Below are 23,497 nucleotides of genomic sequence, written 5' to 3' on the forward strand. Positions count from 1 at the left end.
CCGGGGGCCGGGGTGAGTCGGGGGCGAGCTGGGTGGTGGCCGGGCTGAGCCCAAGGGTGAGTTGAGGTGGGCGCGGGGCTGAGCCCAAGGGTGAGCTGGGGTGGGCGCGGGGCTGAGCCCAAGGGTGAGCTGGGGTGGACCCGGGTTGGGGTGTGGCTGAGGCCCCTGGGGCTCGTACGACGTCAGGGTGGTCGTACCGGCGCGGGCAGGGGCCCCTGCGTCAAGGGGTCATGCGCTCACGTACTCCGCCAGGTGTTCGCCCGTGAGGGTCGGGGCCTTGATGAGGTCGGCCGGGGTGCCTTCGAAGACGATGGTGCCGCCGTCGTGGCCGGCGCCGGGGCCGAGGTCGATGATCCAGTCGGCGTGGGCCATCACCGCCTGGTGGTGCTCGATGACGATGACCGACTTGCCGGAGTCGACGAGGCGGTCCAGGAGGGCGAGGAGTTGTTCGACGTCGGCGAGGTGGAGGCCGGCTGTGGGTTCGTCGAGGACGTAGACGCCGCCCTTGTCCGACATGTGCGTGGCGAGCTTCAGGCGCTGGCGTTCGCCGCCGGAGAGGGTGGTGAGGGGCTGGCCGAGGGTGAGGTAGCCGAGGCCGACGTCCGTGAGGTGGCCCAGGACGCGGCTCGCGGTGGGGACGCGGGACTCGCCGTCGGCGAAGAACTCCGCCGCCTCGGCGACCGGCATCGCCAGCACCTCGCTGATGTCCTTGCCGCCCAGGTGGTAGTCGAGGACGGCCACCTGGAACCGCTTGCCCTCGCAGTCGTCGCAGACCGTCGCCACGCCCGCCATCATCGCGAGGTCCGTGTAGACGACCCCGGCGCCGTTGCAGGTCGGGCAGGCGCCCTCCGAATTCGCGCTGAACAGCGCCGGCTTGACCCCGTTGGCCTTGGCGAACGCCTTGCGGACCGGCTCCAGCAGGCCCGTGTACGTCGCCGGGTTGCTGCGGCGCGAGCCCTTGATCGGGGCCTGGTCGACGGAGACGACGCCGGCGCCGGGCGGGACCGAACCGTGGATCAGGGAACTCTTGCCGGAGCCCGCGACGCCGGTGACGACGGTCAGGACGCCGAGGGGGACGTCGACGTCGACGTCGCGCAGGTTGTGCCGGTTCGCGCCCCGGATCTCCAGGGCGCCGGTGGGCTCGCGGACCGTGTCCTTCAGCCGGGCGCGGTCGTCGAGGTGGCGGCCGGTGAGGGTGTCCGCCTTGCGCAGGCCGGCGACCGTGCCCTCGTAGCAGACCGTGCCGCCCGCCGTGCCGGCGCCGGGGCCGAGGTCCACGACGTGGTCGGCGATCGCGATGACCTCCGGCTTGTGCTCGACCACGAGGACCGTGTTGCCCTTGTCGCGCAGGCGCAGCAGGAGGTCGTTCATCCGGCGGATGTCATGGGGGTGCAGGCCGGTCGTCGGCTCGTCGAACACGTACGTCACGTCGGTGAGGGACGAGCCGAGGTGGCGGATCATCTTGACGCGCTGGGCCTCGCCGCCGGAGAGGGTGCCCGAGGGGCGGTCCAGGGAGAGGTAGCCGAGGCCGATCTCGTCGAACGAGTCCAGGGTCTGGCCGAGGGCGGTCAGCAGCGGGGTCACCGAGGGGTCGTCGAGGGTCCGGACCCACTGGGCGAGGTCGCTGATCTGCATCGCGCAGGCGTCCGCGATGCTCACGCCGTCGATCTTCGAGGAGCGGGCGGCCTCCGTCAGGCGGGTGCCGTCGCAGTCGGGGCAGGTCGTGAACGTGATCGCGCGGTCCACGAACTCCCTGATGTGCGGCTGCATCGCCTCGCGGTCCTTGGCGAGCATCGACTTCTGGATGCGCGGGATCAGGCCCTCGTACGTCATGTTGATGCCCGCGATCTTCATGCGGGTCGGCTCCAGGCGCAGGAACGCGTGCAGCTCCTTCTTCGTGAACCTCTTGACCGGCTTGTCCGCCGGAAACAGGCCCGACTCGGAGTACATGCGGTAGCTCCAGCCGCCGGTCTTGTAGCCGGGGACCAGGAGCGCGCCGTCGTCGAGGGACTTCTCCTCGTCGAACAGCTGCGTCAGGTCGAAGTCCGTGACCGAACCCCGGCCCTCGCAGCGCGGGCACATGCCGCCCTGGATGCTGAACGAGCGGCGCTCCTTCACCGTCTGGCCGCCGCGCTCGATGGTCACCGCGCCCGCGCCGCTGATCGAGGCGACGTTGAACGAGAACGCCTTCGCCGGGCCGATGTACGGCTTGCCGAGGCGGCTGAAGAGGATCCGCAGCATCGCGTTGACGTCCGTGACGGTGCCGACCGTCGATCTCGGGTCGGCGCCGAGTCTCTGCTGGTCCACGATGATCGCCGTCGTCAGGCCCTCCAGGACGTCGACCTCGGGGCGGGCGTGGTTCGGCATGAAGCCCTGGACGAACGCGCTGTAGGTCTCGTTGATCAGGCGCTGCGACTCCGCCGCGACCGTGCCGAAGACCAGGGAGCTCTTGCCGGAGCCCGAGACGCCGGTGAACACCGTCAGGCGCCGCTTCGGGATCTCGACGCTGACGTCCTTCAGGTTGTTCACCCGCGCGCCGTGCACCCGGATCAGGTCGTGGCTGTCGGCGGCGTGCGGCTTCGTCATCGAGGCTCCCTCTGCGGCTGTGCGGTGGCTGTGGGGCCAGGCTAGGCGCGGGGTGGGGGTGGGCGCTTCTCGATTCCTGACCGGTGCGGGCCGGTTCAGCTCGGTTCAGCGGACGACGCGCTGGCGCAGGTAGACGACCCCCGAGACGAACGTCCGGGTCTCGACGAGTTCCAGGTTCACCTGGCGCTCGTTCCGGGCGTAGAACGGGGTGCCGCCGCCTACCAGGACGGGGTGGATCTTGGGCCGGTACTCGTCGATCAGGTCCGCCTCGGCCGCCGCTGCGGCGAGGTCCGCGCCGCCGAGCGCGATGGCACCCTCGCCGGGTTCGGCCCGCAGCCGCTCGATCTCCTCGGCGACGGTGCCGGTCGCCAGGCGGGCGTTGCCCTCCACGGCCGTGAGGGTGCGCGAGAACACCACCTTGGGCAGGGGCCGCCACAGCGCGATCCACTCCCGCGTCGCCTCGTCGGGGTCCGGGTCCCGGTCGGTCTCCCAGTACAGCATCGTCTCGTACAGCCGCCGGCCCATCAGGTGGACGCCGACGCCCCTGATCTGGTCGATCGCGAAGCGGAAGAGACCGTCGTCGGGGCCCGTCCACGCGAAGCCGCCGTCCGGGCCGACGATGTAGCCGTCGAGCGAGACGCCCATCGAATAGAACACGGTGCGCATGGCGGGCCTCCTTGATGCCGGGGTTCGAGAGTAGGACCGCCGGGCGGGGCGGAACTCATCGGTGGGCGTCGGCAGGCCGATGCGCAGGTGTTCGACGAGGCCGGGGGCGGCGGTGGCGGCCGGTGATCTCGTGGCACGGACCGGGGCCGGTGTTGAGTGGGTCGCTTTCGTTCGGCGTCTGTATGGCGCGGGCCTGTCCTGCCGGACCATTCTGGAGCTGATGCTGTGCCACGGCACGTGTTTGTCGCCGGGCCATTCGAGCCGCGACGGTGTGAAGGTGGGGGCTCATGGGGGCCGACATCGAGCGGTTGGCGGCGCAGGTGCGTGATCTGCATGTCGCGTTCGACAGTGGGGAGTGGAAGCCGAGCCCGGCTGAGTACGCCTGCGCCGTCCAGATTCTGGAGGCTGTTGCCACGGGGCCTCTGAGTGAGGCGATCGTTCAGGGGCTGGGGTTGGTGGCTTCTGGCGGGGGGCTGGCTGAGGAGTCTCGTTTTGGGCCTGCCGCGGTCACCTGTGCTGTCTGCCTTCGGCGTTCCGTCGACCCGAACTCCTTGGGCGGCAGGCAGGTTCGGGAGAGCTTCCTCGATCTGCTGCGGAAGATGACGGGTGGTCCGGGGGAAGGGGCGGCGGTCGTGGGGCGTCGGTAACGCGGAGCCGCTTTGGGTCGGGGGTTGTCATGCGATCGGTTCCGATATATCGTTGAAGGGTCGTGATCGGTTGATGGAGGGTTGCCGATCTGGATCGTGAATGGAGTGAGTGGTATGCGGATGCATGGATTTGAGCAGCGAGGGCATGGGGGCGGGTTTGAAGGGCGGCGGGCGGCCTTTGGGCCGTTCGGGCCCGGGGGGCCCGGGTTCGGGCCGGGGGGTGGGCCCTGGGGTGGACGGGGGCGTGGTGGGCCTCGGGGGAGGGCTCGGCGTGGGGACGTGCGGGCCTCGATCCTGGCGCTGCTGAAGGAGAGGGGGATGCACGGGTACGAGATGATCCAGGAGATCGCCGAGCGCAGTGGCGGGGCCTGGAAGCCGAGTCCCGGGTCCGTCTACCCGACCCTTCAGATGCTGGAGGACGAAGGGCTCATCGCCAGCGAGAGCGAGGGCGGCAAGAAGCTGTTCTCCCTCACCGAGGCCGGCCGGACGGCCGCCGAGGACGTGTCCGAGACGCCCTGGGAAGAGGCCACGCGTGGCGTCGACTGGGAGTCGCTGAACGAGATCCGGCAGGCGGGATCCGGGCTGTTCGAGGCGTTCGGGCAGGTCTGGCGGACCGGGAACAAGGAGCAGCGTGAGAAGGCTCTGGCTGTTGTCAACGATGCTCGGAAGAAGCTGTATCTGATCCTCGCCGACGAGGACTGAGTGGGCGGGCGCCCCGTGGGTTTCCGCGGGGCGCCTGTCCGTGTCCGGCGCTGGAAGGTGCGACGGCCCGGCGTTCAAGCCGTCAGCGCCGCCAGCTTCCGCAGGGACTCGTTCAGTGCCGCCGTCGCCGAGTCCTTCAGCTTGCCGGCCATGAGGGAGACCGCCGCGCCGGTGAACTCGCCGTCGATGCGGACGGTCGTGGCGTCGGTGCCGTCCGGGGTGAGGGTGTAGCGGGTGAGGAGGGCGACGGCCATGGGGCCCTTGCCGGTGATGGTGAACGACCGGGCGGGCGTCAACTCGTCGATGGTCCACTCGACTTCGGCGGGGAAGCCCATGAGCTTCATGTTCTCCTGGAAGGTTGCGCCCACCTCCAGTGAACCGGGGCCGCCCTGGGGGAAGTCCGTGTGCGTCGCGTTCCACTCGCCGTAGGCCGGCCAGTCCGTCAGCCGGGTCCAGATCCGCTCCGCCGGGGCCCCGATACGCGCCTCGGCGCTCACTTCGGCCATACGACCACCTCTTCGATTCGGCCAGGGTGCGCGGAACGTAGCCCCGGGGCCCTCAACTTGCAAGACACGGGCGGCCGTTCACCGCAGACGCCGGATCACCGCCGCGTCGAACACGTCCCACGCGCGCGGGTGCGGGCCCTCGTCGTGGCAGTGCCAGGCGGCCCAGAAGAGGTCGGCGGGCAGGGCGTCCTCGGGGGCGTAGACGCGGTACACGTACTGCATGTCGTCGATCGCGGGGAGGGCGACCAGCCAGCTCACGGTCACGAAACGGAACCTCCTCTCTCACTACTGTGACGTGCCGGCCCGGCCGGTGGTTGCCTGTGGGGCGTGCGGAGGCTTCCGCGCGCCCTCTGGGCGGGGCGTCCGTGATGTCCTCCGTAAGGAGGAGATTTCGCTCCGGGTTGTCCGCTCTGTGTGGGAGGCGAAGATGGTTCCTGCCGGGGATGACCCGAGGTGTCCCCCACTGATGGGGTGAGGGGGTGCAGCCCCGTAATTCCCGGCCGACGGTCCATGAACCCGTACCGCTCACCGTGGACGACGTCGCCGGGTTCAGCGCGGAACTGGCGGCGGCGGTCGCCGGTGCGCGGCGCCGGGCGCTGCGGGGGGCCGACCGGCAGATCGACAGCGCGCATCTGCTGCACTCCCTGCTGGAGTACGACCCCGAGGTGCGCGGTGCCTTCGGCGAGGGGGCCCGGGTGGCGCGGGTGCTCGGGTATCTCGTCCAGCGCAGCATCGGCTACGGACTGCGCTGGCAGGGCGGTGTCGAGGACTCCGGCCCGCTGCCCGTCGTCGACGGCGGTTCCGGCGCGCTGCCTGTCGGCGAGGGTTCCGGCCCCCTGCCCGTCGTCACCGTCGACGGGTTCTCGCCGCTGGCCGCCGTCGCGATGGGCGCGGCCCGGGAGCGGGCCCGGCGGCGGGGGGTGGCGCCGGCGCAGGGGGTCGATCTGCTGGCGGCGGTGCTGGCGGATCCGGGGTCGCGGGCCGTGGAGGTGCTGGCGCGGGCCGGGGTGGACGCGGGGGAGCTGCTGGACCGGGTGGAGAAGGGCGAGGTGGGGGACGGGGACGCGTGGGGGTGTTCATAGGGTGGGACAGGAGCTTGGCGGGGTGACGGTGCTGTCGGACGGTGTCATCATGGCCGCGTGGCAAAGGCGAATGGGCTCGGGCTGGGGCTGGCGGTCGTGTCGGCCGTCGCGTTCGGAGGGTCGGGGGTCGCGGCGAAACCCCTGATCGAAGGGGGACTTGAGCCGCTGCACGTGGTCTGGCTGCGGGTGGGGCTCGCCGCGCTCGTCATGCTGCCGGTCGCCTGGCGGTGCCGGGGACTCGTGCGACGGCGGCCCGGACTGCTGCTCGGCTTCGGGCTGCTCGGGGTCGCCGGGGTGCAGGCGTTCTACTTCGGGTCCATCTCCCGGCTGCCCGTCGGCGTCGCCCTGCTCCTCGAATATCTGGCGCCCGCGCTCGTGCTGGGGTGGGTGCGGTTCGTGCAGGGGCGGGCCGTCAGCCGGCGGGCCGTCGTCGGGGTGGTGCTCGCCGTCGGCGGGCTCGCCTGCGTCGTCGAGGCGTGGGCCGGGATGCGGTTCGACGCCCTCGGGGTGCTCCTCGCGCTCGGGGCGGCCTGCTGCCAGGTCGGCTACTTCGTGCTGTCCGACCGGGGCGCCGCCGGGGACGACGCCCCCGACCCGCTGGGCGTCATCGCCTACGGGCTCCTCGTCGGCGCCGCCGTGCTGACGGTCGTCGCCCGGCCCTGGAACCTCGACTGGGCCGTCCTCGGGCGCGCCGCCGAGATGGACGGCGACAGCGTGCCGGGGTGGCTGCTGCTCGGGTGGATCGTGCTGGTCGCGACGGTGCTGGCGTACGCGACCGGCGTCGTCTCGGTGCGGCGGCTGTCGCCGCAGGTCGCGACGGTCGTGTCGTGCTCGGAGGCGGTCGTCGCGACCGTGCTGGCGTGGGTGCTGCTCGGCGAGCGGCTGGGTGTCGCGCAGCTCGCGGGCGGCGCGGTGGTGCTGCTCGGGGCGTTCGTCGCGCAGTCGGCGACGCCCGCGAAGCCGGCTGGGGAACCGGTCGCGGGCGGGCTCCCCGAGCAGGGCTTGGCCGCGCGCGAGACCGCCGTATAGGGTCCCGGCATGCCTTCGACACTCGTTCTTCCGCCTCCGGCCGCCTGAGGCGGGCCCCGGAGAGAATCGCCCGACGCGCCCTGTGAGGCCGCCGGGCCGAACGGTGTTGCCCGCAGACGAAGTCCATGGGCCGCGACCCGGTGAACCCGGGGCGGTCCGCTTCGAATCTGCCGCGCCTCGTGCGCTTCTGCGGAGAAACGCGTGTCTTGTTTTGCTGTGCCCTTCTCGCCCGTCGGGCGTGGGCTGTTCTTCCTGATCGTCGCCGGGATCGCCTGGGGCACCGCCGGGGCCGCCGCCTCGCTGGTCTTCCGGGTCAGTGACCTGGGGGCGGTGGCGCTGTCGTTCTGGCGGTGCGTGATCGGACTCGTGCTGCTGCTCGCCGTGCGGGCGCTGCGCCCCCGGCCCGCCGCGCGCCGGGCGCGGGGTGCTCGGTGGTGGGCGGTGACCGTGGCCGGCGGGGTCGCGCTGGCCGTGTTCCAGACGGCGTACTTCGCGGCCGTCTCCGCGACCGGGCTCGCCGTCGGGACCGTCGTCACCCTCGGCGCCGGGCCCGTGTTCATCGCGCTCGGCGCGCGGCTGCTGCTGGGCGAGCGGCTGGGGGGTGCCGGGCTGCTCGCCGTGAGCGGCGCGCTCGCCGGGCTCGGGGTGCTGTTCGCCGACGGCGGGGGCGGTGCCGTACGGCCCTGGGGCGTGCTGCTCGGGCTGCTGTCCGCCGCCGGGTACTGCGTGATGACGCTGGTCACCCGGCGCTGGGGGAGCCCCGAGGACGCCTCCGGCACGACCGTCGGCGCCTTCGCGGTGACCTCGCTGTGCCTCCTGCCGTTCGCCGCCGGCGAGGGACTGCTGCCGCACACCGCCGAACTCGGGCGCGTGCTCTGGCTCATGGGGTACATCGCGGCCGTTCCCACCGCCCTCGCCTATGCCCTGTACTTCGCGGGCGCGGCCGTCGTGCGCTCGGCGACCGTCTCCGTCGTGATGCTCCTCGAACCGGTGGGCGCGGCGGCCTTGGCGGTCGTCGTCCTCGGGGAGCGGGTCACGGCCGGGACGGTGATCGGGACGGTGCTGATGCTGGGGTCGGTCGCGGGGCTGGCGGTGACCGAGGCGCGGGGGGAGCGGGCGTAGGAGCCGGTGGGGCGGATGCGGGACGCACCCCGCGTCCGTCCCGCCGGGTGTGACGCCCGCGCCCTCAGAGGCCCAGTTTCCGGAAGTCCCAGGAGACCACCTTCTGGGGGGTGAGGCGGATCCAGGCGTGGCGGCCGTCGTGGGGCATGGAGTCCATGTGGAAGTTCTTGCGGGCGAAGCGGGTCTCGACGGCGTCGAGTTCGGCGCGCAGTTCGCCGGTGCGGGGGATCTCGCCGACGAAGTCGACGGTGCCGGAGAGTTCGACGCCGCGGAGCTGGTCGTACTCCTCGCCGGTGTCGACGACGACGGCCACGCGGGGGTCGCGGCGCAGGTCGGTCCAGCGTTTGCTGCGGACGACGGAGTAGAGCCACAGCGAGGTCCCGTCCCAGAGGAACCACAGGGCGCTGACGTGGGGCGTGCCGTCGGCCGAGACCGTGGCGACCCGGCAGGTGCGCTGGGTGTCGAGGAACTCGTCCAGTTCCCCGGGCGTCATCATGATCCTGCGGCCCCGGCGCTGAGTGACAGTCATGCGTCCCCCTCTTCTGTTGGCTTGTTCCGACTTTCCTTTACGTCCGGCCCCGCTCGGATGTCTCACAGGACGCCGAAAGATCCTCTGACGGGGCGTCAGAAAACAGGATGGGCCGCCTTCCTGGCCGACGCAATGGCGGCTACCCTCGCGGGCGTTCCGGAAGCCGGTCCCCGGAAGCCAGTCCCGGAAACCAGGGGGAGATGTGGTTCTCGACGCCGAGAAGACGGTTCTGCTCACGGTGGAGTGCCAGGAGGGCGTGGTGGGCGCGGACGCCGCCCTGCCGCAACTCGCCGCCGAGGCAAGGGAGTCGGGGGCGCTGGCGAACGTCGCCCGGCTCGTCGGCGCGGCCCACGCGGCCGGCGTCCAGGTCGTCCACGCGATCGCCGAACGCCGCCCGGACGGCAAGGGGGCCAGCCGTAACGCCCGGCTGTTCCGGGCCGCCGAGCGGCTGCCCGTCCAGCAGCTCGCCGGTTCGCGCGCGGTGCGGGTCGCCGCCCCGATCGAGGTGGCCGCCCGCGACATCGTCGTCCGCCGACTGCACGGCCTGTCGCCGCTGCACGGCACCGAACTCGACGCGCTGCTGCGGAACCTGGGATGCCGGACGCTGGTCGTCGTCGGGGTGTCGGCGAACGTCGCGATCCCCAACTCGGTGTTCGACGCGGTCAACCTGGGCTACACGGTCGTCGTCGCGTCGGACGCGATCGCGGGGGTGCCGGCCGAGTACACCCCCGCGATGGTCCGCCACAGCCTCGGCTTGGTCGCCACGGTCGCGACCACGGACGAGGTGCTGGCGGGGTGGAACTCCCCTGCTACGCCAGGGTGATGCTGTCGCCGGTCACCGTGATGTTCACGGCCGGCAGCGGCTTCTTCGCCGGACCGCTCTTCACGCTGCCGTCCTCGATGGAGAAGTTGCTCTGGTGGCAGGGGCAGTTGATGACGCCGTCCGCGACGGACTTGACCGCGCAGCCCTGGTGGGTGCAGACGGCCGAGAACGCCTTGTAGGTGCCGGCCGTCGGCTGGGTGACGACGACCTTCTGCGACTCGAAGACCTTGCCGCCGCCCTCGGGGATGTCGGCGGTCGCGGCGAGGGCGTTGCCGCCCGCCGCGCCACCGGTCGTGCCACCGGAGGCCGTCGAGGGGGAGGAGCCGGTCGAGCCGGTGGTGCCGCTGCCGTTCGAGCCGGTCGCCGCCGACGAGTCGTCGTCGGAGCTGCCGCACGCGGTGAGCGCGACGGCGAGGCCCGCCGCTCCGGCCGCCGTCACGACGGCACGACGGGCGGGGCCTGACACGGAATTCAGCGGTGCGCTGGTCATGCTGACGCTTCCCTTCGGGGGGTGGTTTCTCGGGATCCGCCCGGAGGTACGGTTCACGGCCGCGAACCGTTCAGCGCGGCCCGCGATCCGGACGTGCCGCGATACTCGCGTGTGCGCGGTCGGGCGGGCGTAAGCCAGAGCTGTCGTCGAGCTGTCGGCCCGCCCTCGGTAACCTGGGCGGATGCTCAAGGACGTCACCGCCACCCGCTACATCACGCCCCTGCGGGAAGGCGGTTCGCTGCCCGGACTGGTCGAGGCCGACGACTTCGGGACGTACGTCCTGAAGTTCACCGGCGCGGGGCAGGGCCGCAAGACGCTGGTCGCCGAGGTGGTCTGCGGCGAACTCGCCCGGCGGCTGGGGTTCAGGATGCCGCGCCTGGTCACCGTCCAGCTCGACCCGGTCCTCGGGCTCGCCGAGCCCGACCAGCAGGTGCAGGAGCTGATCCGGGCCAGCGGCGGCACCAACCTCGGGATGGACTTCCTCTCCGGCGCGCTCGGCTTCGACCCGCTCGCGTTCGAGGCGGACGCCGAGGAGGCCGGCCGGATCGTGTGGTTCGACGCGCTGATCAACAACGTCGACCGGTCCTGGCGCAACCCCAACCTGCTCGTGCACCGCGACGAGCTCTGGCTCATCGACCACGGCGCGACGATGATCTGGCACCACAACTGGCCCGCCGCCGAAGCCTCCGCCGCCCGCCCGTACGACGCGAGCGACCACGCGCTGATCAGCTTCGGCCCCGACCTCGCGGGCGCCGCCGCGGAGTTGGCCCCGCAGGTCACCGCCGACCTCCTCGCCGAGGTCACCGCCGAGATCCCGGACGCCTGGCTGGACGGCGAACCCGGCTTCGACGACCCGGACGACCTGCGACGGGCGTACGCGGCACCGCTGCTGGCGCGGGCGGCCGACATCCACACGCGCGTGAAGGGGATCAGCGCATGACCGAGCACCTCACCCACATGGCCGGACAGCTCACCGAGCGGCACATCACCCGCTCCGGGCAGGGCGCCGCCGGGGACGTCTACGAGTACGCGCTGCTGCGGATCGTCCCGCGCGTGGAGCGCGGGGAGTGCGTCAACGCGGGCGTGCTCGTGTACTGCCGCGCCAAGGGGTACGTGGGCGCGCGGACGCATCTCGACGAGACGCGGCTGCTGGCGCTGGACCCGCGCGTCGACGTCGAGGGCGTCAAGGCGGCGCTGGGGGCCGTGGAGCGGGTCTGCGAGGCGGCCGGGCAGAGCGCCGGGGACGATGCCGGGCGGCGGTTCCGGTGGCTCGTCGCGCCCCGGTCGACCATCGTGCAGCCGGGGCCCGTGCACACCGGGCTGACCGGGGATCCGGCGGCCGAGGCGGAGCGGTTGCTGGATCTGCTGGTGAGGTGATCCGGCACACCCGTCCGGTGTCCCGTTGACACGGAGTGCCAGGGCTTCTAGCGTCACGGGTGGCGAAGGTACTAAGCGGTTGCTCACTGAATTTCAGAGCCGCGATTTTCTCAAGGCGAGTTTTCTCAAGGGCGAGGAGAAGCAGCACATGTCCACCACTGAACAGCGCGTCGCGATCGTCACCGGCGCGGCGCGCGGGATCGGCGCCGCCACCGCCGTACGGCTGGCCGCCGAGGGCCGCGCGGTCGCCGTGATCGACCTGGACGAGACCGCCTGCAAGGACACCGTCGAGCAGATCACCGCGGCCGGCGGCAGGGCGATCGCCGTCGGCGCGGACGTCTCCGACGAGGCGCAGGTCGAGGCCGCCGTCGCGCGCGTGGCCGCCGAACTCGGCGCCCCGACGATCCTCGTCAACAACGCGGGCGTGCTCCGCGACAACCTGCTGTTCAAGATGAGCGTGTCCGACTGGGACACCGTCCTGAACGTCCACCTGCGCGGCTCGTTCCTGATGACGCGCGCGGTGCAGAAGCACATGGTCGACGCCGGGTTCGGCCGGATCGTCAACCTCTCCTCCTCCTCGGCGCTCGGCAACCGCGGCCAGGCCAACTACTCCGCCGCCAAGGCCGGGTTGCAGGGCTTCACCAAGACCCTCGCCATCGAACTGGGCAAGTTCGGCATCACCGCCAACGCCGTCGCCCCCGGCTTCATCGCCACCGAGATGACCAAGGCCACCGCCGACCGCGTCAAGATGGACTTCGACGAGTTCAAGAAGGCCGCCGCCACCCAGATCCCCGTCCAGCGGGTGGGTGAGCCGGAAGACATCGCCAACGCCATCGCGTTCTTCACCGGCGAGGCGGCCGGATTCGTCTCCGGCCAGGTCCTGTACGTCGCCGGCGGCCCGCTCGACTAGGAAGCACCGAAGCCATGACTGTGGAACTCTCCGGCAAGGTCGCGCTCGTCACGGGCGCCAGCCGAGGCATCGGGTACGGCATCGCCGAGGCGTTCGTCGCGCGCGGTGACCGTGTCGTCATCACCGGCCGCAACGAGGACGCCCTGAAGGAGGCCGCCGAGAAACTGGGCGCCGACCGGGTGCTCGCCGTCGCCGGCAAGGCGCACGACCTCGACCACCAGAGCGAGGTCGTCGAGCGCGCGATGGAGGCGTTCGGGCGCATCGACCACCTCGTCAACAACGCCGGTACCAACCCGGTGTTCGGGCCGCTCGCCGACCTCGACCTGAACGTCGCGCGCAAGGTCTACGAGACCAACGTGATCTCCGCGCTGGGCTTCGCGCAGAAGACCTGGCACGCCTGGCAGAAGGACAACGGCGGCGCGATCGTCAACATCGCCTCCGTGTCCGGGATCTCGCCCTCGCCGTTCATCGCCGCGTACGGCATGAGCAAGGCCGCGATGATCAACCTCACCCAGCAGCTCGCGCACGAGTTCGCGCCCCGGGTGCGGGTCAACGCGATCGCGCCGGCCGTCGTGAAGACCAAGTTCGCCGAGGCCCTGTACGAGGGGCGCGAGGCGGAGGCCGCCGCCGCGTACCCGCTGGGCCGCCTCGGGGTGCCGTCCGACATCGGGGGGACGGCCGCCTTCCTGACGTCCGACCAGTCGGACTGGATCACCGGGCAGACGCTCGTGGTGGACGGCGGGATCTTCCTGAACGCCGCTGTGGGGGGATGAGTCCGGCCGGGCTCTCAAGAAGGTTCGAGGGCACGGCAGTCGGTCCACTGAAGGCGCCGCTCCTGGTCACGGGGGCGGCGCCTTCGCCGTTGCCTCCGGTTCCCGCTCTGATCCCCGAGTGAATAGGTGTACGAGGAACCGGTTCATCATGCGCCGCTCTGCGGTAGGGTCTCGCGCCAACCCCCCTTGGTACGGCTGATCGAGGAGCGTGCGCGTGTTCAAGAAGAGAAGCCTGCGGGGTGTGGCGGCGATCGCCTCCCTCGGGATGGTCGCGGGCTGCGGTTACCTCTCCGACAGCGGATCCGGTGACCAGGGCCCCATCGTCGTGGGCACCACCAGCGCGCCCAGCACACTCGACCCCGCCGGATCCTGGGACGGTTCCTGGGAGCTGTTCCGCAACGTCTACCAGACGCTCCTCGCCTACCCGAACGGGGCGACCGCGCCCGAGCCGGACGCCGCCAGGAGCTGCGCCTTCAGCGCCGATCACCGCACCTACCGCTGCGAGCTGAAGGACGGGCTGAAGTTCTCCAACGGCGCGAAGCTGGACGCCGAGGCCGTCAAGCACTCCGTCGACCGGATCCGCGCGATCGGCGTCCAGACCGGCCCCGCCGGGCTCCTCGGCAGCCTCGACAAGGTCGAGACCAGCGGGGACAAGGAGGTCGTCTTCCGGCTCAACAAGCCCGACGCGACCTTCCCGTTCGTCCTCGCGACCCCCGCGCTCTCCCTCGTCCCGCCCGTCGACTACCCCGCCAACTCGCTGCGCAAGGACACCCGGGTCATCGGCTCCGGACCCTACCGGCTCGACTCCTACGCGCAGGGCGAAGAGGCCGTCCTCGTGCGCAACTCCTCCTACAAGGGGCTCGCCGACCGCAAGAACGACGCCGTGACCATCCGCTACTTCCAGGACTCGGCCGCCATGGTCAAGTCGCTGCGCGAGGGCCGGATCGACATCACCTACCAGGGGCTCGCCGCCGACGACGTCGTCTCGCTGGAGACGAAGAACGACGAGAACAAGGGACTCGAACTGCACGAGGGCGCGGGCAGCGCCATCAACTACCTCGTCTTCAACCCCAAGGACCCGGCCGCGAACGACATCGCCGTCCGCAAGGCCGTCGCCCAGACCATCGACCGCGCGGCCATCGCCCACAAGGTGTACCAGGACACCGTCGAACCGCTGTACTCCATGGTCCCGCAGGGGTTCACCGGGCACACCACGCCCTACTTCGACGTCTTCGGCGAACCCGACCCCGGCAAGGCGAAGAAGATCCTCGACGAGGCCGACGTCAGCACGCCCGTGCCGCTCACCCTCTGGTACACCACCGACCGCTACGGCTCCGACACCGGGCTCGAATTCAAGGAGATCAAGGCCCAGTTGGACGGGTCCGGGCTGTTCCGGGTCACCCTCAAGAGCCGGCCCTGGAACACGTACGTCGTCGGCTACGAGAAGGGCGAGTACCCGGTGTTCGGGCGCGGCTGGCAGCCGGACTTCCCCGACCCCGACAACTTCATCGCGCCGTTCGTGGGGCAGCGCAACGCTCTCGGGACGCCGTACGACGTCAAGCGGATCACCGATGTGCTGCTGCCGCGCTCGCGAGAGCAGAGCGACCGGGCCGAGGTCGTCAAGGACTTCCAGGAGGCGCAGCGGCTCCTCGTCGAGGACGTGCGGCTGCTGCCGCTGTGGCAGGGCAAGCAGTACCTCGCGGCCGACGAGGACATCGCGGGCGGGGAGCGGTCGCTGGACCCGGCGACGATCATGATGATGTGGGAGCTGTCGCGCAAGACGAGCTGGTGAGCGGAGGGGTGGGGGCGGTTGTCAGTGGGCGGCGGTAGGTTCTGGAGACAGGAAGACACCGCACGACCGAAGGACGTTGACGTGACCGACACCGCCATGCTGCCCGAGTCCTGGCGCGGGGTCCTGGGGGACGAGCTGCAGCAGCCCTACTTCAAGGAGCTGACCGAGTTCGTCGAGGCCGAGCGGGAGAAGGGGCCCGTCTATCCGCCCCGCGAGGAGGTCTTCGCCGCGCTCGACGCCACGCCGTACGACCAGGTCAAGGTCCTGATCCTCGGTCAGGACCCCTACCACGGGGAGGGGCAGGGGCACGGGCTCTGCTTCTCCGTCCGGCCCGGGGTGCGGATCCCGCCGTCCCTGCGGAACATCTACAAAGAGCTGAACTCCGAGCTGGGGCTGCCGATCCCGGACAACGGGTACCTCATGCCCTGGGCCCAGCAGGGGGTGCTCCTCCTCAACGCCGTCCTCACCGTCCGTGGCGGTGAGGCCAACTCCCACAAGAACAAGGGGTGGGAGAAGTTCACCGACGCGGTGATCCGCGCGGTGGCCTCCCGGCCCGATCCCGCCGTGTTCGTGCTGTGGGGGGCCTACGCCCAGAAGAAGGCGCGTCTCATCGACGAGGCCCGCCATGTCGTGGTCCAAGGGGTCCATCCCTCGCCGCTCTCCGCCAAGGGGGGCTTCTTCGGATCCCGGCCGTTCACCCAGATCAACGAGGCTGTGGCCGCGCAGGGGCACACGGCCATCGACTGGACCATTCCGAATCTGGGGAGCTGAGGGTTTCGAGGGGGCGGGGACGGGGGCTCGGCTGAGGGCGGGACCGGCGGGGGTGGTTCGCCGCGCGGGTTGAGGGCGGGGGCCGGTGGTCTGGGGGTGCTCTCCGCCCGGGAGGGCTGGGGCGGGCGGTCGCGCGGTGGACGGGGCTGGGGGCGGGACGGCTTGTGGGGTCGGCCCGCTCTCTGCGCCGCGGGCCGGCCTTGGTGCCGGGCGCTGCCCTCTGCGTGCCGGGCGGCTCCAGGGGGTTTGCTTGGGCGTCGGGCTGGTTGTGGGGGCGGCTCCGTGCCGGGTTTTCGTTGGGGCCGACCCGCTCTCCCCGCATCAGGGGCTCGCCCTTGTGCCAGGGCGCTGCCCTCTGCGTGCCGGGTGCTCGTCGGGGGCGCCCGCTCCCTGCGTCGGGGTGGGGTGGGTTGCCTCTGGTGGTGGGTGGCTTGTCGGGGTCGGTCGGTGTCGCCTGACCGGGATCTTCGGTGGGGGCGGTTAGGTTCGGGGGGAGGGATGGCTGATTCGGGTCTGGAGGGTGCGGTGGTGGAGCGGCGGGAGCAGGCGGTGTCGGACGCGTTGTCGACGCGGATCGGGCAGGTCGTGATGCTGCATCGCGGGGGTGACCGGGAAGAGGCGCGGGACCGGCTGCTGGCGTTGTGGGCTGAGGTGGGGGAGGACGGGGCGGTGGTCCATCGGTGCACCCTCGCGCATTATCTGGCCGATACGCAGGACGATCCGTCCGATGAACTCGCCTGGGATCTGCGGGCGTTGACGGCCGCCGAGGAGAGTCCGGGGGACGTCCGGTCCCTCTATCCCTCGCTGCATCTCAATCTCGCCGCCGACTACGAGAAGCTGGGGCGGCCCGACGCGGCCCGTACACATCTGCGGGCGGCCCGGGTCGCGGCGCGGGGCCTCGGGGAGGACGGGTACAGCGCCGGTGTGCGTGAGGCGATCGAGCGGCTTGCGGTCCGGTTGGGGGAGGGGGAAGGGGAGTCCTGGGGGCCGTGGGGGCCCTGGGGGTCGTGACCAACTCCATATGGATCGGGTAGCCGAGCGGTAGCGGACTGTCAGCGCTTGCCCCTAGGCTTGTCCGCATGTCCCCCGATCCTGGTGCCCCTGGTTCCGTGCGGTCCGCAGCCGAGTTGAACGAGCGGATCAGGTCGTTGTGGCTGCGCGCGGGCGGCTCGCTGTCCGCGAACGAGCGTGCGGAGTATGAGCTGTTGGTGGTGGAGTGGGCCGAGGCGATACGGGGCGAGGTCGTCGAGGCGGCTTGAAGAGCGGAGGGGGCGTGAGGTCTGTCTTCCCTGGCGTGGGTGCACGGCCTCACCTGCCGCCCGCCACCCGTAGCACCGCCCCCGTCGCGTACCCCGCCTCCTCCGACAGCAGCCAGGCCACCGCCCCCGCGATCTCCTCGGCCCGCCCCGGCCGCCGCAGCGGAATCCCGGCCGCCGCGCGATGCGCCCGCCCGGGATCGCCCATCGCCGCGTGCATCTCCGTGTCGATCATCCCCGGCGCGACGGCGTTGACCCGGATCCCGGACGGCCCCAGCTCCTTGGCCAGCCCGACGGTCAGCGCGTCGACGGCCGCCTTGGTCGCGGCGTAGTGGACGTAGTCACCGGGGCTGCCGAGGGTCGCGGCGGCGGACGACACGTTGACGACGGCCCCGGCGCCGCGCGGCGCCATCAACTGCGCGGCCCGGCGTGAACACAGCAGCACGCCAAGGAGGTTGACGTCCACGACGCGTCGCAGATCGGCGGTCGCGGCGTCCGCGAGCGAGCCCAGCGGGCCGGTCACCCCCGCGTTGTTCACCAGCCCCGTCACCGGCCCGAGTTCACCCTCGGCGACCTCGAACAGCCGCTCCACATCGGCCTCGACGGACGTGTCCCCCCGCACGGTGACGGCCCGGCCCCCGGCCTCCCGCACATCCTCGGCCACCTTCTCCGCCGCGTCCGCGTCCCGCATGTACCCGATCACCACCCCGTGCCCCTCGGCACCCAGCCGACGGCAGATCGCCGCCCCGATCCCCCTGCTCCCACCTGTGACGACAGTGACCCACGACGACATCGACGAACCTCCGGCAGTACGACAGCGACGATCACCCTAAGCGGCGGGCGCGGACGGCGCGCCCTCGCCCGCATGCGGTCGTTCGTTCGGCGCGCGCAGGTGGGCCAGCACCTCGTCGTCGACGTCGTACGGCCGCTCGTCCGGCAACAGGGCCGTCGCCGCGTCGAGTCGGCCCGCCCGTACGTGCGAGTGGACCTCCTTCGCCAGGCCGGTGACGTCCTGGATGCCGACGATCCACTCGTCCGCGTAACGGCGCACCGCCTCGCCGGAGAGGCCGAGTTGGAGGGAGCGGTGGGGCAACGGGGCGAGGCGGAGGTTGCGTTCGGGGTCCCACTGGACACGCGCCGGGGACTGCCTCAACTGCCGTTTCCAGGAAGGCTGGTCGGCGTGGAGGGCGGGGACGTAATGGGAGAGGCACGCGTTGCGCAGGGCCCACTCGAAGCCCTCGCGGGTGATCTCGATCGCGAGGACGGTCTCCTGCCCCTCCTTCTCGGCCCAGCCGCAGCGGTACATCATCCACAGGAAGGACGGCTTGATCCAGGTCATGCGCTCACGGCTCCAGGCCGCCGGGAAGCGGCCGTCGCGGGCGGCCGGGAGGCCGAGGGCCGGGCGGTACGCCTGGTAGACGGTGAGGGTGGAGGCGGTCTGACGGGCTCGGATCTGGTGTTTCGGGTGCTGCATGGGTTCAGGGTGCTCGGCGCCGGGCCCGGGGGCCAGTGAATATCGACTCGGGGACAGTTGCGGGCGGTCCTCTTGGCGTGGTGGGCAAGGTCGTCAACACTCGGGCCATGACCCAGCGTGTGGAACTCGCCGCCGTGATGGACCGGTTGGCCGTCGACGAGCTGATCACCGACTATGCGAGGGCGGTGGACGACGCCGAATGGGCGTCGTACGAAGGGCTGTTCGTACCGGAGGGGCGGGCCGACTACCGGTCGGCCGGGGGGATCGAGGGAAGAGCGGCGGAGGTGGCCGGATGGCTCGCCGAGAGCCTGACGTTGTTCGGGATGCGGCAGCACCTGATCGTCAACAGACGCCTCAGGTTCGGGCAGTTGGAGCAGGATCTCGGGGACACGGCGCGGGTGGAGGCGGACTACGTCAACCCGATGCGGTTCGCGAAGGGTGAAGCGGCCGGGGGAGTGCCCGACTTCGTCGCCGGGGGGAGGTACGCGTTCGGACTCGTGCGGACGTACGACGGGTGGCGGTTCACCGAGGTCGTCGTCGAGGAGAAATGGCGGAGGCTGTCCGAGCGTCCTCTGTCCTAGATCGCGGCGTCCCCGCACACTGGAGGCATCTCTACAGGGAGGCGACGCATGACGACCCACTGGCTCGCCTCCCCTCGCCGCCGTACGGGACTCGCGGTGCTCGCCGGTGCCCTGCCCGTGCTCGCCTTTCCCGCGCCCTCGCTCTGGTGGTGGGCGTACGGGGCGCTGGTGCCGTGGCTGCTGCTCGTGCGGACCGCGCCGAGCGGGAGGCGGGCGCTGTACGAGGGGTGGGCCGGGGGGTTCGGGTTCATGCTGGGGATGCACCACTGGTTGCTGCCCAGCCTGAACGTGTTCACGTTCGTGATCGCGGGGTTGCTGGGGGCGTTGTGGGCGCCTTGGGGGTGGGTGGTGCGGCGGTTGCTGGGCGGGGAGTACGACAGGCGCCCCGGCCGTAAAGAGGCCGCCGTCGCCCTCGTCGTCCTGCCCTCCGGCTGGCTCGCCGTCGAACTCGTCCGCTCCTGGCAGGGGCTCGGTGGGCCCTGGGGCATGCTCGGGGCCAGCCAGTGGGAGGTGGGACCGGCGCTGCGGCTCGCGTCGGTGGGGGGTGTCTGGCTGCTGACGCTGCTCGTCGTGGCGGTGAACACGGCCGTCGCGCTGCTCGTCGCGGCTTCCGTGCCGTGTGCCTCCGCCGATCGAGCCTCAGCCTCCCGGACGTCCGACGACCTCACCCCCGTCGATCCCACCCCCTCGCCCCGCCCTCTCGCTCTCGCTGCCCTCCTGGCCCTCGCAGTCCTGACCGTGGCCGTCTCTGTGGCGGCCCCCCGCCCCGAGACCACCGGCCGCGCGCGCATCGCCCTCGTCCAGGCCGGTGTCGTCGACGGTCCCGACCGCCGGTTCGAGCGGGAGGAACGGCTCACCCGGGAGCTGGTCGGGCAGGACGTGGATCTGATCGTGTGGGGGGAGAGCAGTGTCGGGTACGACCTGAAGGACCGCCCTGACCTGGCGAAACGCCTGGCGGCACTCGCGGGGGCGACCGGCGCCGACCTGCTCGTGAACGTGGACGCGCGCCGCTCGGACCGCCCCGGCATCTACAAGAGCTCGATCCTGGTCGGACCGGACGGTCCGACCGGTGACCGGTACGACAAGATGCGGCTGGTGCCGTTCGGGGAGTACATCCCGGCGCGTTCGCTGCTCGGCTGGGCGACGTCCGTGGGGAAGGCGGCCGGCGAGGACCGGCGGCGCGGCACCGCGCAGACCGTGATGGAGGCGGGCCCGGAGCTGCGGTTCGGCCCGATGATCTGCTTCGAGACGGCGTTCCCGGACATGAGCCGCAACCTCGCGCGCAAGGGCGTCGACCTCCTCGTCGCCCAGTCCTCGACGTCGTCGTTCCAGCACAGCTGGGCCCCCGCGCAGCACGCCTCGCTGGCCGCGCTGCGCGCCGCCGAGACGGGCCGGACGTTCGTCCACGCGACGCTCACCGGCGACTCCGTCGTCCACGGCCCGGACGGCCGGCGTATCGGGCGGGCCCTCGGGACCAGCGTGAGCGGGACGGCCGTGTACGAGGTTCCGCTCTCCGACAGCCTTACCGTGTACGACCGTTACGGCGACTGGGCGGTGTACGCGGCGCTCCTCGCGCTCGCCGGGTACGCCGTCAGCGTCCTGCGGGGGCGGACACCTCGCGCACGACCCGCTCGCACAGTTCGTGAGTCGCCAGCGCGTCCCGTGCGCTGAGCGTCTTGCCCGCGCGGACGGCGTCCAGGAACGTCAACACCGCCTGCTCGATGCCGCGTTGGCGGGCCACCGGGACCCAGTCGCCGCGCCGTCGCACGCTCGGCTGGCCCTTGTGGTCGATGACCTCGGCGAGGTTGACGACCTGCCGCTTCGTGTCCTGCCCGGAGACCTCCAGGACCTCCTCGTTCGACCCGCTGAGCCGGTTCATCACGCCGAGCGCGGTGAAGCCGTCGCCCGCGAGCTGGAGGACGACGTGGTGCAGCAGCCCGTCGTCGAGGCGCCCGCGCACGGTGACGTCCTCGATCTCGCCCGGCACGAGGAACCTCAGCGTGTCGACGACGTGGATGAAATCGTCGTACACCATCCGGCGCGGCTCCTCCGGGAGCCCTATGCGGTTCTTCTGCATCAGGATCAGCTCGCGCGGGTGGTCGGCGCACTGCGTGTACCCGGGCGCGTGACGCCGGTTGAAGCCGACGGCCAACGAGACGCCGCGCTCCTCCGCCAGCTCCACCAGCCGTACGCAGTCGGCGAGTTCGTACGCCAGCGGCTTGTCGACGTACGTCGGGACGCCCGCTTCGAGCAGCCGCGTCACCAGCTCCGGGTGGACGGCGGTGGGGGCGTGCACGAACGCGGCGTCCAGGCCCTGCGCGAGGAGGTCGTCGAGGCCGAGGTGGGCGCGGCCCGGCGGCAGCCGCAGGGACGCGGCGGCCTCGTCCAGCGTCGCGGGCGTACGGGTGTGCAGGTGCAGATCGACGTCGGGCAGCGCGCCGAGCACCGGCAGGTACGCCTTCCTCGCGATGTCACCGAGTCCGATGCAGCCGACCTTCACGCGCGCTCCTCACCTCGTCGTCTGCTGCGCAGCATACGGCGGGCGCCAGTCCGCGATCCCGTCGAAGCCCCGCAGGAACAGTGCCGGGCCGGCCGCCGACAGCGCCGTCATCGCCGCGTTCCGTACGGCCGTCGTCCCCCGGCCCCGCAGCATGCCGAGCCGCCCCGCGCGTACGGCCCTCCGGGCGACGGCCGTCGTCCTCGGGAGGCGGGCGGCCGTGTACGCGTGCAGGTCGTCGCGGGTGTGGGCGAGGACGACGGCGTCCTCGATCGCCTGGTTGCCGCCCTGGCCGAGCGTCGGCGGCATCGCGTGCGCGGCGTCGCCGAGCAGGGCGACCCGGCCGCGGTGGAAGGCGGGGAGGGGGACGGCGATCTGGTGCACGTCGTGCCGCAGGACGTCCTGGGGGCGGGCGGCGGCGAGGAGTTGGGGGACGGGGGCGTGCCAGTCGCCGAACTGGCGCTGGAGTTCGGCGCGTTCGTCGTTCGCGCGCTGGCCCTTGGGGGCTCGGGCGGCTGCGTACGCGTAGACGCGGCCGTCCTTCAGGGGGTGTGAGCCCCAAAGGCGGCCTCGGCCCCAGGTCTCGTGCGAGGTGAACTCCACGCCGGGCAACGGGAGTAGCAGGCGCCAGGTGGTGAAACCGGCGTATTCGACGCCGGGTTGGTCCGGGAAGAGGGCGCGGCGGACGGAGGAGTGGACGCCGTCCGCCGCTACGACCAGGTCGGCCTCCAACTCGCCTTGCGGTGTGGTTACTTGGGCCGGTCGGGTGGCGTCGCCCGGGTCGGTGAGGGTGGCGGGGGTGTTCGTGCGGATGGCGTCCGGTGGGAGGAGGGCGGCGAGGGTGTCCACGAGGGTGGTGCGGGGGAGGAGGACGAGGGGGCCGCCGAAGCGGGTCTCGGCGGAGCGGGCGTCGGAGCGGGAGAGCCAGCGGCCACCTGGGGTGCGTAAGCCGCCGTCGCCCTGCCAGGCGGCCAGGTCGCGGATTCGGTCGCCTACGCCGAGGGTGTCCAGGGCGCGCAGGGCGTTGGGGGCGAGGGAGATGGCGGTGCCGGCCGGGGTGAGGGCGGGGGTGCGTTCGAGGACGGTGATGTGGGCGCCGGTGCGGTGGAGGGCGGCTGCTGCGGTGAGGCCGCCTATGCCGGCGCCGATGATGAGGACGCGCATGGTTTCTCCGTTGGCTGTAGGGCGTTGACTACAGGTGTAGTTACTGGGGTGACTGTACTACGGGTGTAGTGGGCGGCGTCCATGGCTTAGGTTCCGTTCATGCCTGCGGACACCGGACTTCCCTCACAGCTCCCCTCGCGACTTCCCTCGCGTGCCGATCTGATCGCCGACGCCGCCCTTGCCCTTCTCGCCGAGCGGGGGATGCGGGGCCTCACCCATCGCGCCGTCGACGAGGCGGCCGGGCTTCCGCAGGGGGCCACCTCGAATGTCGCGCGTACCCGGCAGGCGTTGCTCGAACTGGCGGTGCGGCGGCACGCTGAGCGGGAGGCCCGGGTGCTCGGGATCGGTGAACTGCCCGGCGCGGGGGAGGGGTTGGACGTGCTGGCCGACGCGCTGGCCGTCGCCGTCCACCGGTTGATGAGCGGGGAGCGGGCGCTGCTCGTCGCCCGGTACGAGCTGGCGCTGGAGGCGACGCGGCGGCCCGAGTTGCGGGAGTTCTACGACGCGACCGGGGGTCGATTCCGCGACGCGCTGCGGGAGTTGGTCGTCGCGGCGGGGTCGGGGGAGCCGGAGCGGCACGTGCTGTCGCTGGTGGCGTGGGCGGAGGGGGTGATGTTCTCGTGCGTGGCGGGGGCGTTCGCGGTGCCGTCGGTCGGTGAACTTCGGCGCGGGGCGCGGGAGTTGCTGCGGGGGATGCTGGGGCGGTGAAAAGGAGTGGGC

27 protein-coding genes are annotated in these 23,497 nt (G+C 71.8%); 17 read left to right on the forward strand and 10 right to left on the reverse strand.

From position 1 onward, the window contains the following. Positions 1–228: 228 nt before the first annotated feature. On the reverse strand, positions 229–2,586 hold the full coding sequence (locus tag IAG44_RS33780; protein ID WP_187750868.1) for an ATP-binding cassette domain-containing protein: 2,358 nt from the start codon (positions 2,584–2,586) through the stop codon (positions 229–231). A gap of 105 nt (positions 2,587–2,691) precedes the next feature. After that, the gene (locus IAG44_RS33785; protein ID WP_187750869.1) at positions 2,692–3,252 is read right to left on the reverse strand and encodes a dihydrofolate reductase family protein; all 561 of its coding nucleotides are present in this window, start codon (positions 3,250–3,252) and stop codon (positions 2,692–2,694) included. Between the two features lie 287 nt (positions 3,253–3,539). Here IAG44_RS33785 and IAG44_RS33790 point away from each other — a divergent pair, with 287 nt between their 5' ends. Both IAG44_RS33790 and IAG44_RS33795 read left to right on the forward strand, forming a co-directional pair. Then, positions 3,540–3,899: a hypothetical protein gene (locus tag IAG44_RS33790; protein ID WP_187750870.1), complete on the forward strand. Its 360-nt coding sequence runs from the start codon at positions 3,540–3,542 to the stop codon at positions 3,897–3,899. A 114-nt stretch (positions 3,900–4,013) separates the two neighbouring features. Then, positions 4,014–4,601 (forward strand): PadR family transcriptional regulator, encoded by a 588-nt coding sequence (locus IAG44_RS33795; protein WP_187750871.1) that lies wholly within the window; start codon positions 4,014–4,016, stop codon positions 4,599–4,601. Between the two features lie 74 nt (positions 4,602–4,675). Here the strand turns inward: IAG44_RS33795 and IAG44_RS33800 are convergent, their stop codons facing one another. Both IAG44_RS33800 and IAG44_RS33805 read right to left on the reverse strand, forming a co-directional pair. Further along, a complete protein-coding gene (locus tag IAG44_RS33800) occupies positions 4,676–5,107 on the reverse strand; it encodes a type II toxin-antitoxin system Rv0910 family toxin (RefSeq protein ID WP_187750872.1) in 432 nt (143 codons plus the stop codon). Positions 5,108–5,185: 78 nt separating this feature from the next. Beyond that, complete coding sequence (locus IAG44_RS33805) at positions 5,186–5,365, reverse strand: hypothetical protein (protein WP_187752954.1); 180 nt, start codon at positions 5,363–5,365, stop codon at positions 5,186–5,188. A gap of 221 nt (positions 5,366–5,586) precedes the next feature. On the opposite strand from IAG44_RS33805, the gene IAG44_RS33810 reads away from it, so the two are divergent. The 3 genes from IAG44_RS33810 (at position 5,587) to IAG44_RS33820 (ending at position 8,340) form a co-directional block, all read left to right on the forward strand. Next, positions 5,587–6,189, forward strand: coding sequence for a Clp protease N-terminal domain-containing protein (locus IAG44_RS33810; protein WP_425508484.1), 603 nt, complete (start codon positions 5,587–5,589; stop codon positions 6,187–6,189). Positions 6,190–6,246: 57 nt separating this feature from the next. Next, positions 6,247–7,218, forward strand: coding sequence for an EamA family transporter (locus IAG44_RS33815; protein ID WP_187750873.1), 972 nt, complete (start codon positions 6,247–6,249; stop codon positions 7,216–7,218). A 216-nt stretch (positions 7,219–7,434) separates the two neighbouring features. Further along, on the forward strand, positions 7,435–8,340 hold the full coding sequence (locus tag IAG44_RS33820) for a DMT family transporter (protein ID WP_246562229.1): 906 nt from the start codon (positions 7,435–7,437) through the stop codon (positions 8,338–8,340). Between the two features lie 64 nt (positions 8,341–8,404). Here the strand turns inward: IAG44_RS33820 and IAG44_RS33825 are convergent, their stop codons facing one another. Further along, entirely contained in the window at positions 8,405–8,869 is a 465-nt protein-coding gene (locus IAG44_RS33825; RefSeq protein WP_187750875.1) for a pyridoxamine 5'-phosphate oxidase family protein, read from the reverse strand. 202 nt (positions 8,870–9,071) lie between these two features. Between IAG44_RS33825 and IAG44_RS33830 the strand changes: the two genes are divergently transcribed. Further along, on the forward strand, positions 9,072–9,692 hold the full coding sequence (locus tag IAG44_RS33830; protein WP_187750876.1) for a cysteine hydrolase family protein: 621 nt from the start codon (positions 9,072–9,074) through the stop codon (positions 9,690–9,692). Here the strand turns inward: IAG44_RS33830 and IAG44_RS33835 are convergent. Beyond that, positions 9,679–10,182 carry a Rieske (2Fe-2S) protein gene (locus IAG44_RS33835; protein ID WP_187750877.1) on the reverse strand — a complete coding sequence of 168 codons (504 nt, stop codon included), beginning with the start codon at positions 10,180–10,182 and terminating at the stop codon, positions 9,679–9,681. The genes IAG44_RS33830 and IAG44_RS33835 overlap by 14 nt on opposite strands. Positions 10,183–10,363: 181 nt before the next feature. Here IAG44_RS33835 and IAG44_RS33840 point away from each other — a divergent pair, with 181 nt between their 5' ends. From IAG44_RS33840 to IAG44_RS33875, 8 genes are all read left to right on the forward strand, one after another. Continuing rightward, the gene (locus IAG44_RS33840) at positions 10,364–11,122 is read left to right on the forward strand and encodes a HipA family kinase (RefSeq protein ID WP_187750878.1); all 759 of its coding nucleotides are present in this window, start codon (positions 10,364–10,366) and stop codon (positions 11,120–11,122) included. 17 nt (positions 11,123–11,139) lie between these two features. Further along, a complete protein-coding gene (locus tag IAG44_RS33845; RefSeq protein WP_187752956.1) occupies positions 11,140–11,559 on the forward strand; it encodes a DUF3037 domain-containing protein in 420 nt (139 codons plus the stop codon). Between the two features lie 148 nt (positions 11,560–11,707). Further along, entirely contained in the window at positions 11,708–12,469 is a 762-nt protein-coding gene (gene fabG / locus IAG44_RS33850) for a 3-oxoacyl-ACP reductase FabG (protein ID WP_187750879.1), read from the forward strand. A gap of 14 nt (positions 12,470–12,483) precedes the next feature. Further along, on the forward strand, positions 12,484–13,242 hold the full coding sequence (locus IAG44_RS33855) for an SDR family oxidoreductase (protein WP_187750880.1): 759 nt from the start codon (positions 12,484–12,486) through the stop codon (positions 13,240–13,242). Positions 13,243–13,507: 265 nt separating this feature from the next. After that, the gene (locus IAG44_RS33860; RefSeq protein ID WP_425508538.1) at positions 13,508–15,034 is read left to right on the forward strand and encodes an ABC transporter substrate-binding protein; all 1,527 of its coding nucleotides are present in this window, start codon (positions 13,508–13,510) and stop codon (positions 15,032–15,034) included. A gap of 81 nt (positions 15,035–15,115) precedes the next feature. Next, entirely contained in the window at positions 15,116–15,805 is a 690-nt protein-coding gene (gene ung, locus IAG44_RS33865) for a uracil-DNA glycosylase (protein ID WP_187750882.1), read from the forward strand. A gap of 525 nt (positions 15,806–16,330) precedes the next feature. Continuing rightward, positions 16,331–16,816, forward strand: a complete 486-nt coding sequence (locus tag IAG44_RS33870) for a hypothetical protein (RefSeq protein WP_187752957.1) — start codon at positions 16,331–16,333, stop codon at positions 16,814–16,816. A gap of 68 nt (positions 16,817–16,884) precedes the next feature. Beyond that, positions 16,885–17,064 carry a hypothetical protein gene (locus tag IAG44_RS33875; RefSeq protein ID WP_187750883.1) on the forward strand — a complete coding sequence of 60 codons (180 nt, stop codon included), beginning with the start codon at positions 16,885–16,887 and terminating at the stop codon, positions 17,062–17,064. Positions 17,065–17,113: 49 nt separating this feature from the next. Here the strand turns inward: IAG44_RS33875 and IAG44_RS33880 are convergent, their stop codons facing one another. Both IAG44_RS33880 and IAG44_RS33885 read right to left on the reverse strand, forming a co-directional pair. Next, the gene (locus IAG44_RS33880; protein WP_187750884.1) at positions 17,114–17,854 is read right to left on the reverse strand and encodes an SDR family NAD(P)-dependent oxidoreductase; all 741 of its coding nucleotides are present in this window, start codon (positions 17,852–17,854) and stop codon (positions 17,114–17,116) included. A gap of 36 nt (positions 17,855–17,890) precedes the next feature. After that, positions 17,891–18,535, reverse strand: coding sequence for a DUF4291 domain-containing protein (locus tag IAG44_RS33885; protein WP_187750885.1), 645 nt, complete (start codon positions 18,533–18,535; stop codon positions 17,891–17,893). Positions 18,536–18,642: 107 nt separating this feature from the next. Here IAG44_RS33885 and IAG44_RS33890 point away from each other — a divergent pair, with 107 nt between their 5' ends. Both IAG44_RS33890 and lnt read left to right on the forward strand, forming a co-directional pair. Then, positions 18,643–19,116: a nuclear transport factor 2 family protein gene (locus IAG44_RS33890; protein WP_187750886.1), complete on the forward strand. Its 474-nt coding sequence runs from the start codon at positions 18,643–18,645 to the stop codon at positions 19,114–19,116. A 48-nt stretch (positions 19,117–19,164) separates the two neighbouring features. After that, positions 19,165–20,787, forward strand: coding sequence for an apolipoprotein N-acyltransferase (gene lnt, locus IAG44_RS33895; protein WP_187750887.1), 1,623 nt, complete (start codon positions 19,165–19,167; stop codon positions 20,785–20,787). Here lnt and IAG44_RS33900 read toward each other — a convergent pair. Beyond that, positions 20,708–21,616 carry a Gfo/Idh/MocA family protein gene (locus IAG44_RS33900; protein WP_187750888.1) on the reverse strand — a complete coding sequence of 303 codons (909 nt, stop codon included), beginning with the start codon at positions 21,614–21,616 and terminating at the stop codon, positions 20,708–20,710. The two genes, lnt and IAG44_RS33900, sit on opposite strands and share 80 nt — an antisense overlap. Before the next feature lie 9 nt (positions 21,617–21,625). Next, positions 21,626–22,777, reverse strand: coding sequence for an FAD-dependent monooxygenase (locus IAG44_RS33905; RefSeq protein WP_187750889.1), 1,152 nt, complete (start codon positions 22,775–22,777; stop codon positions 21,626–21,628). Between the two features lie 99 nt (positions 22,778–22,876). On the opposite strand from IAG44_RS33905, the gene IAG44_RS33910 reads away from it, so the two are divergent. Then, positions 22,877–23,485, forward strand: coding sequence for a TetR/AcrR family transcriptional regulator (locus tag IAG44_RS33910; RefSeq protein WP_187750890.1), 609 nt, complete (start codon positions 22,877–22,879; stop codon positions 23,483–23,485). Positions 23,486–23,497: the final 12 nt, after the last annotated feature.

The organism is Streptomyces roseirectus, assembly GCF_014489635.1.
GTDB classification, from domain to species: Bacteria; Actinomycetota; Actinomycetes; order Streptomycetales; family Streptomycetaceae; genus Streptomyces; species Streptomyces roseirectus.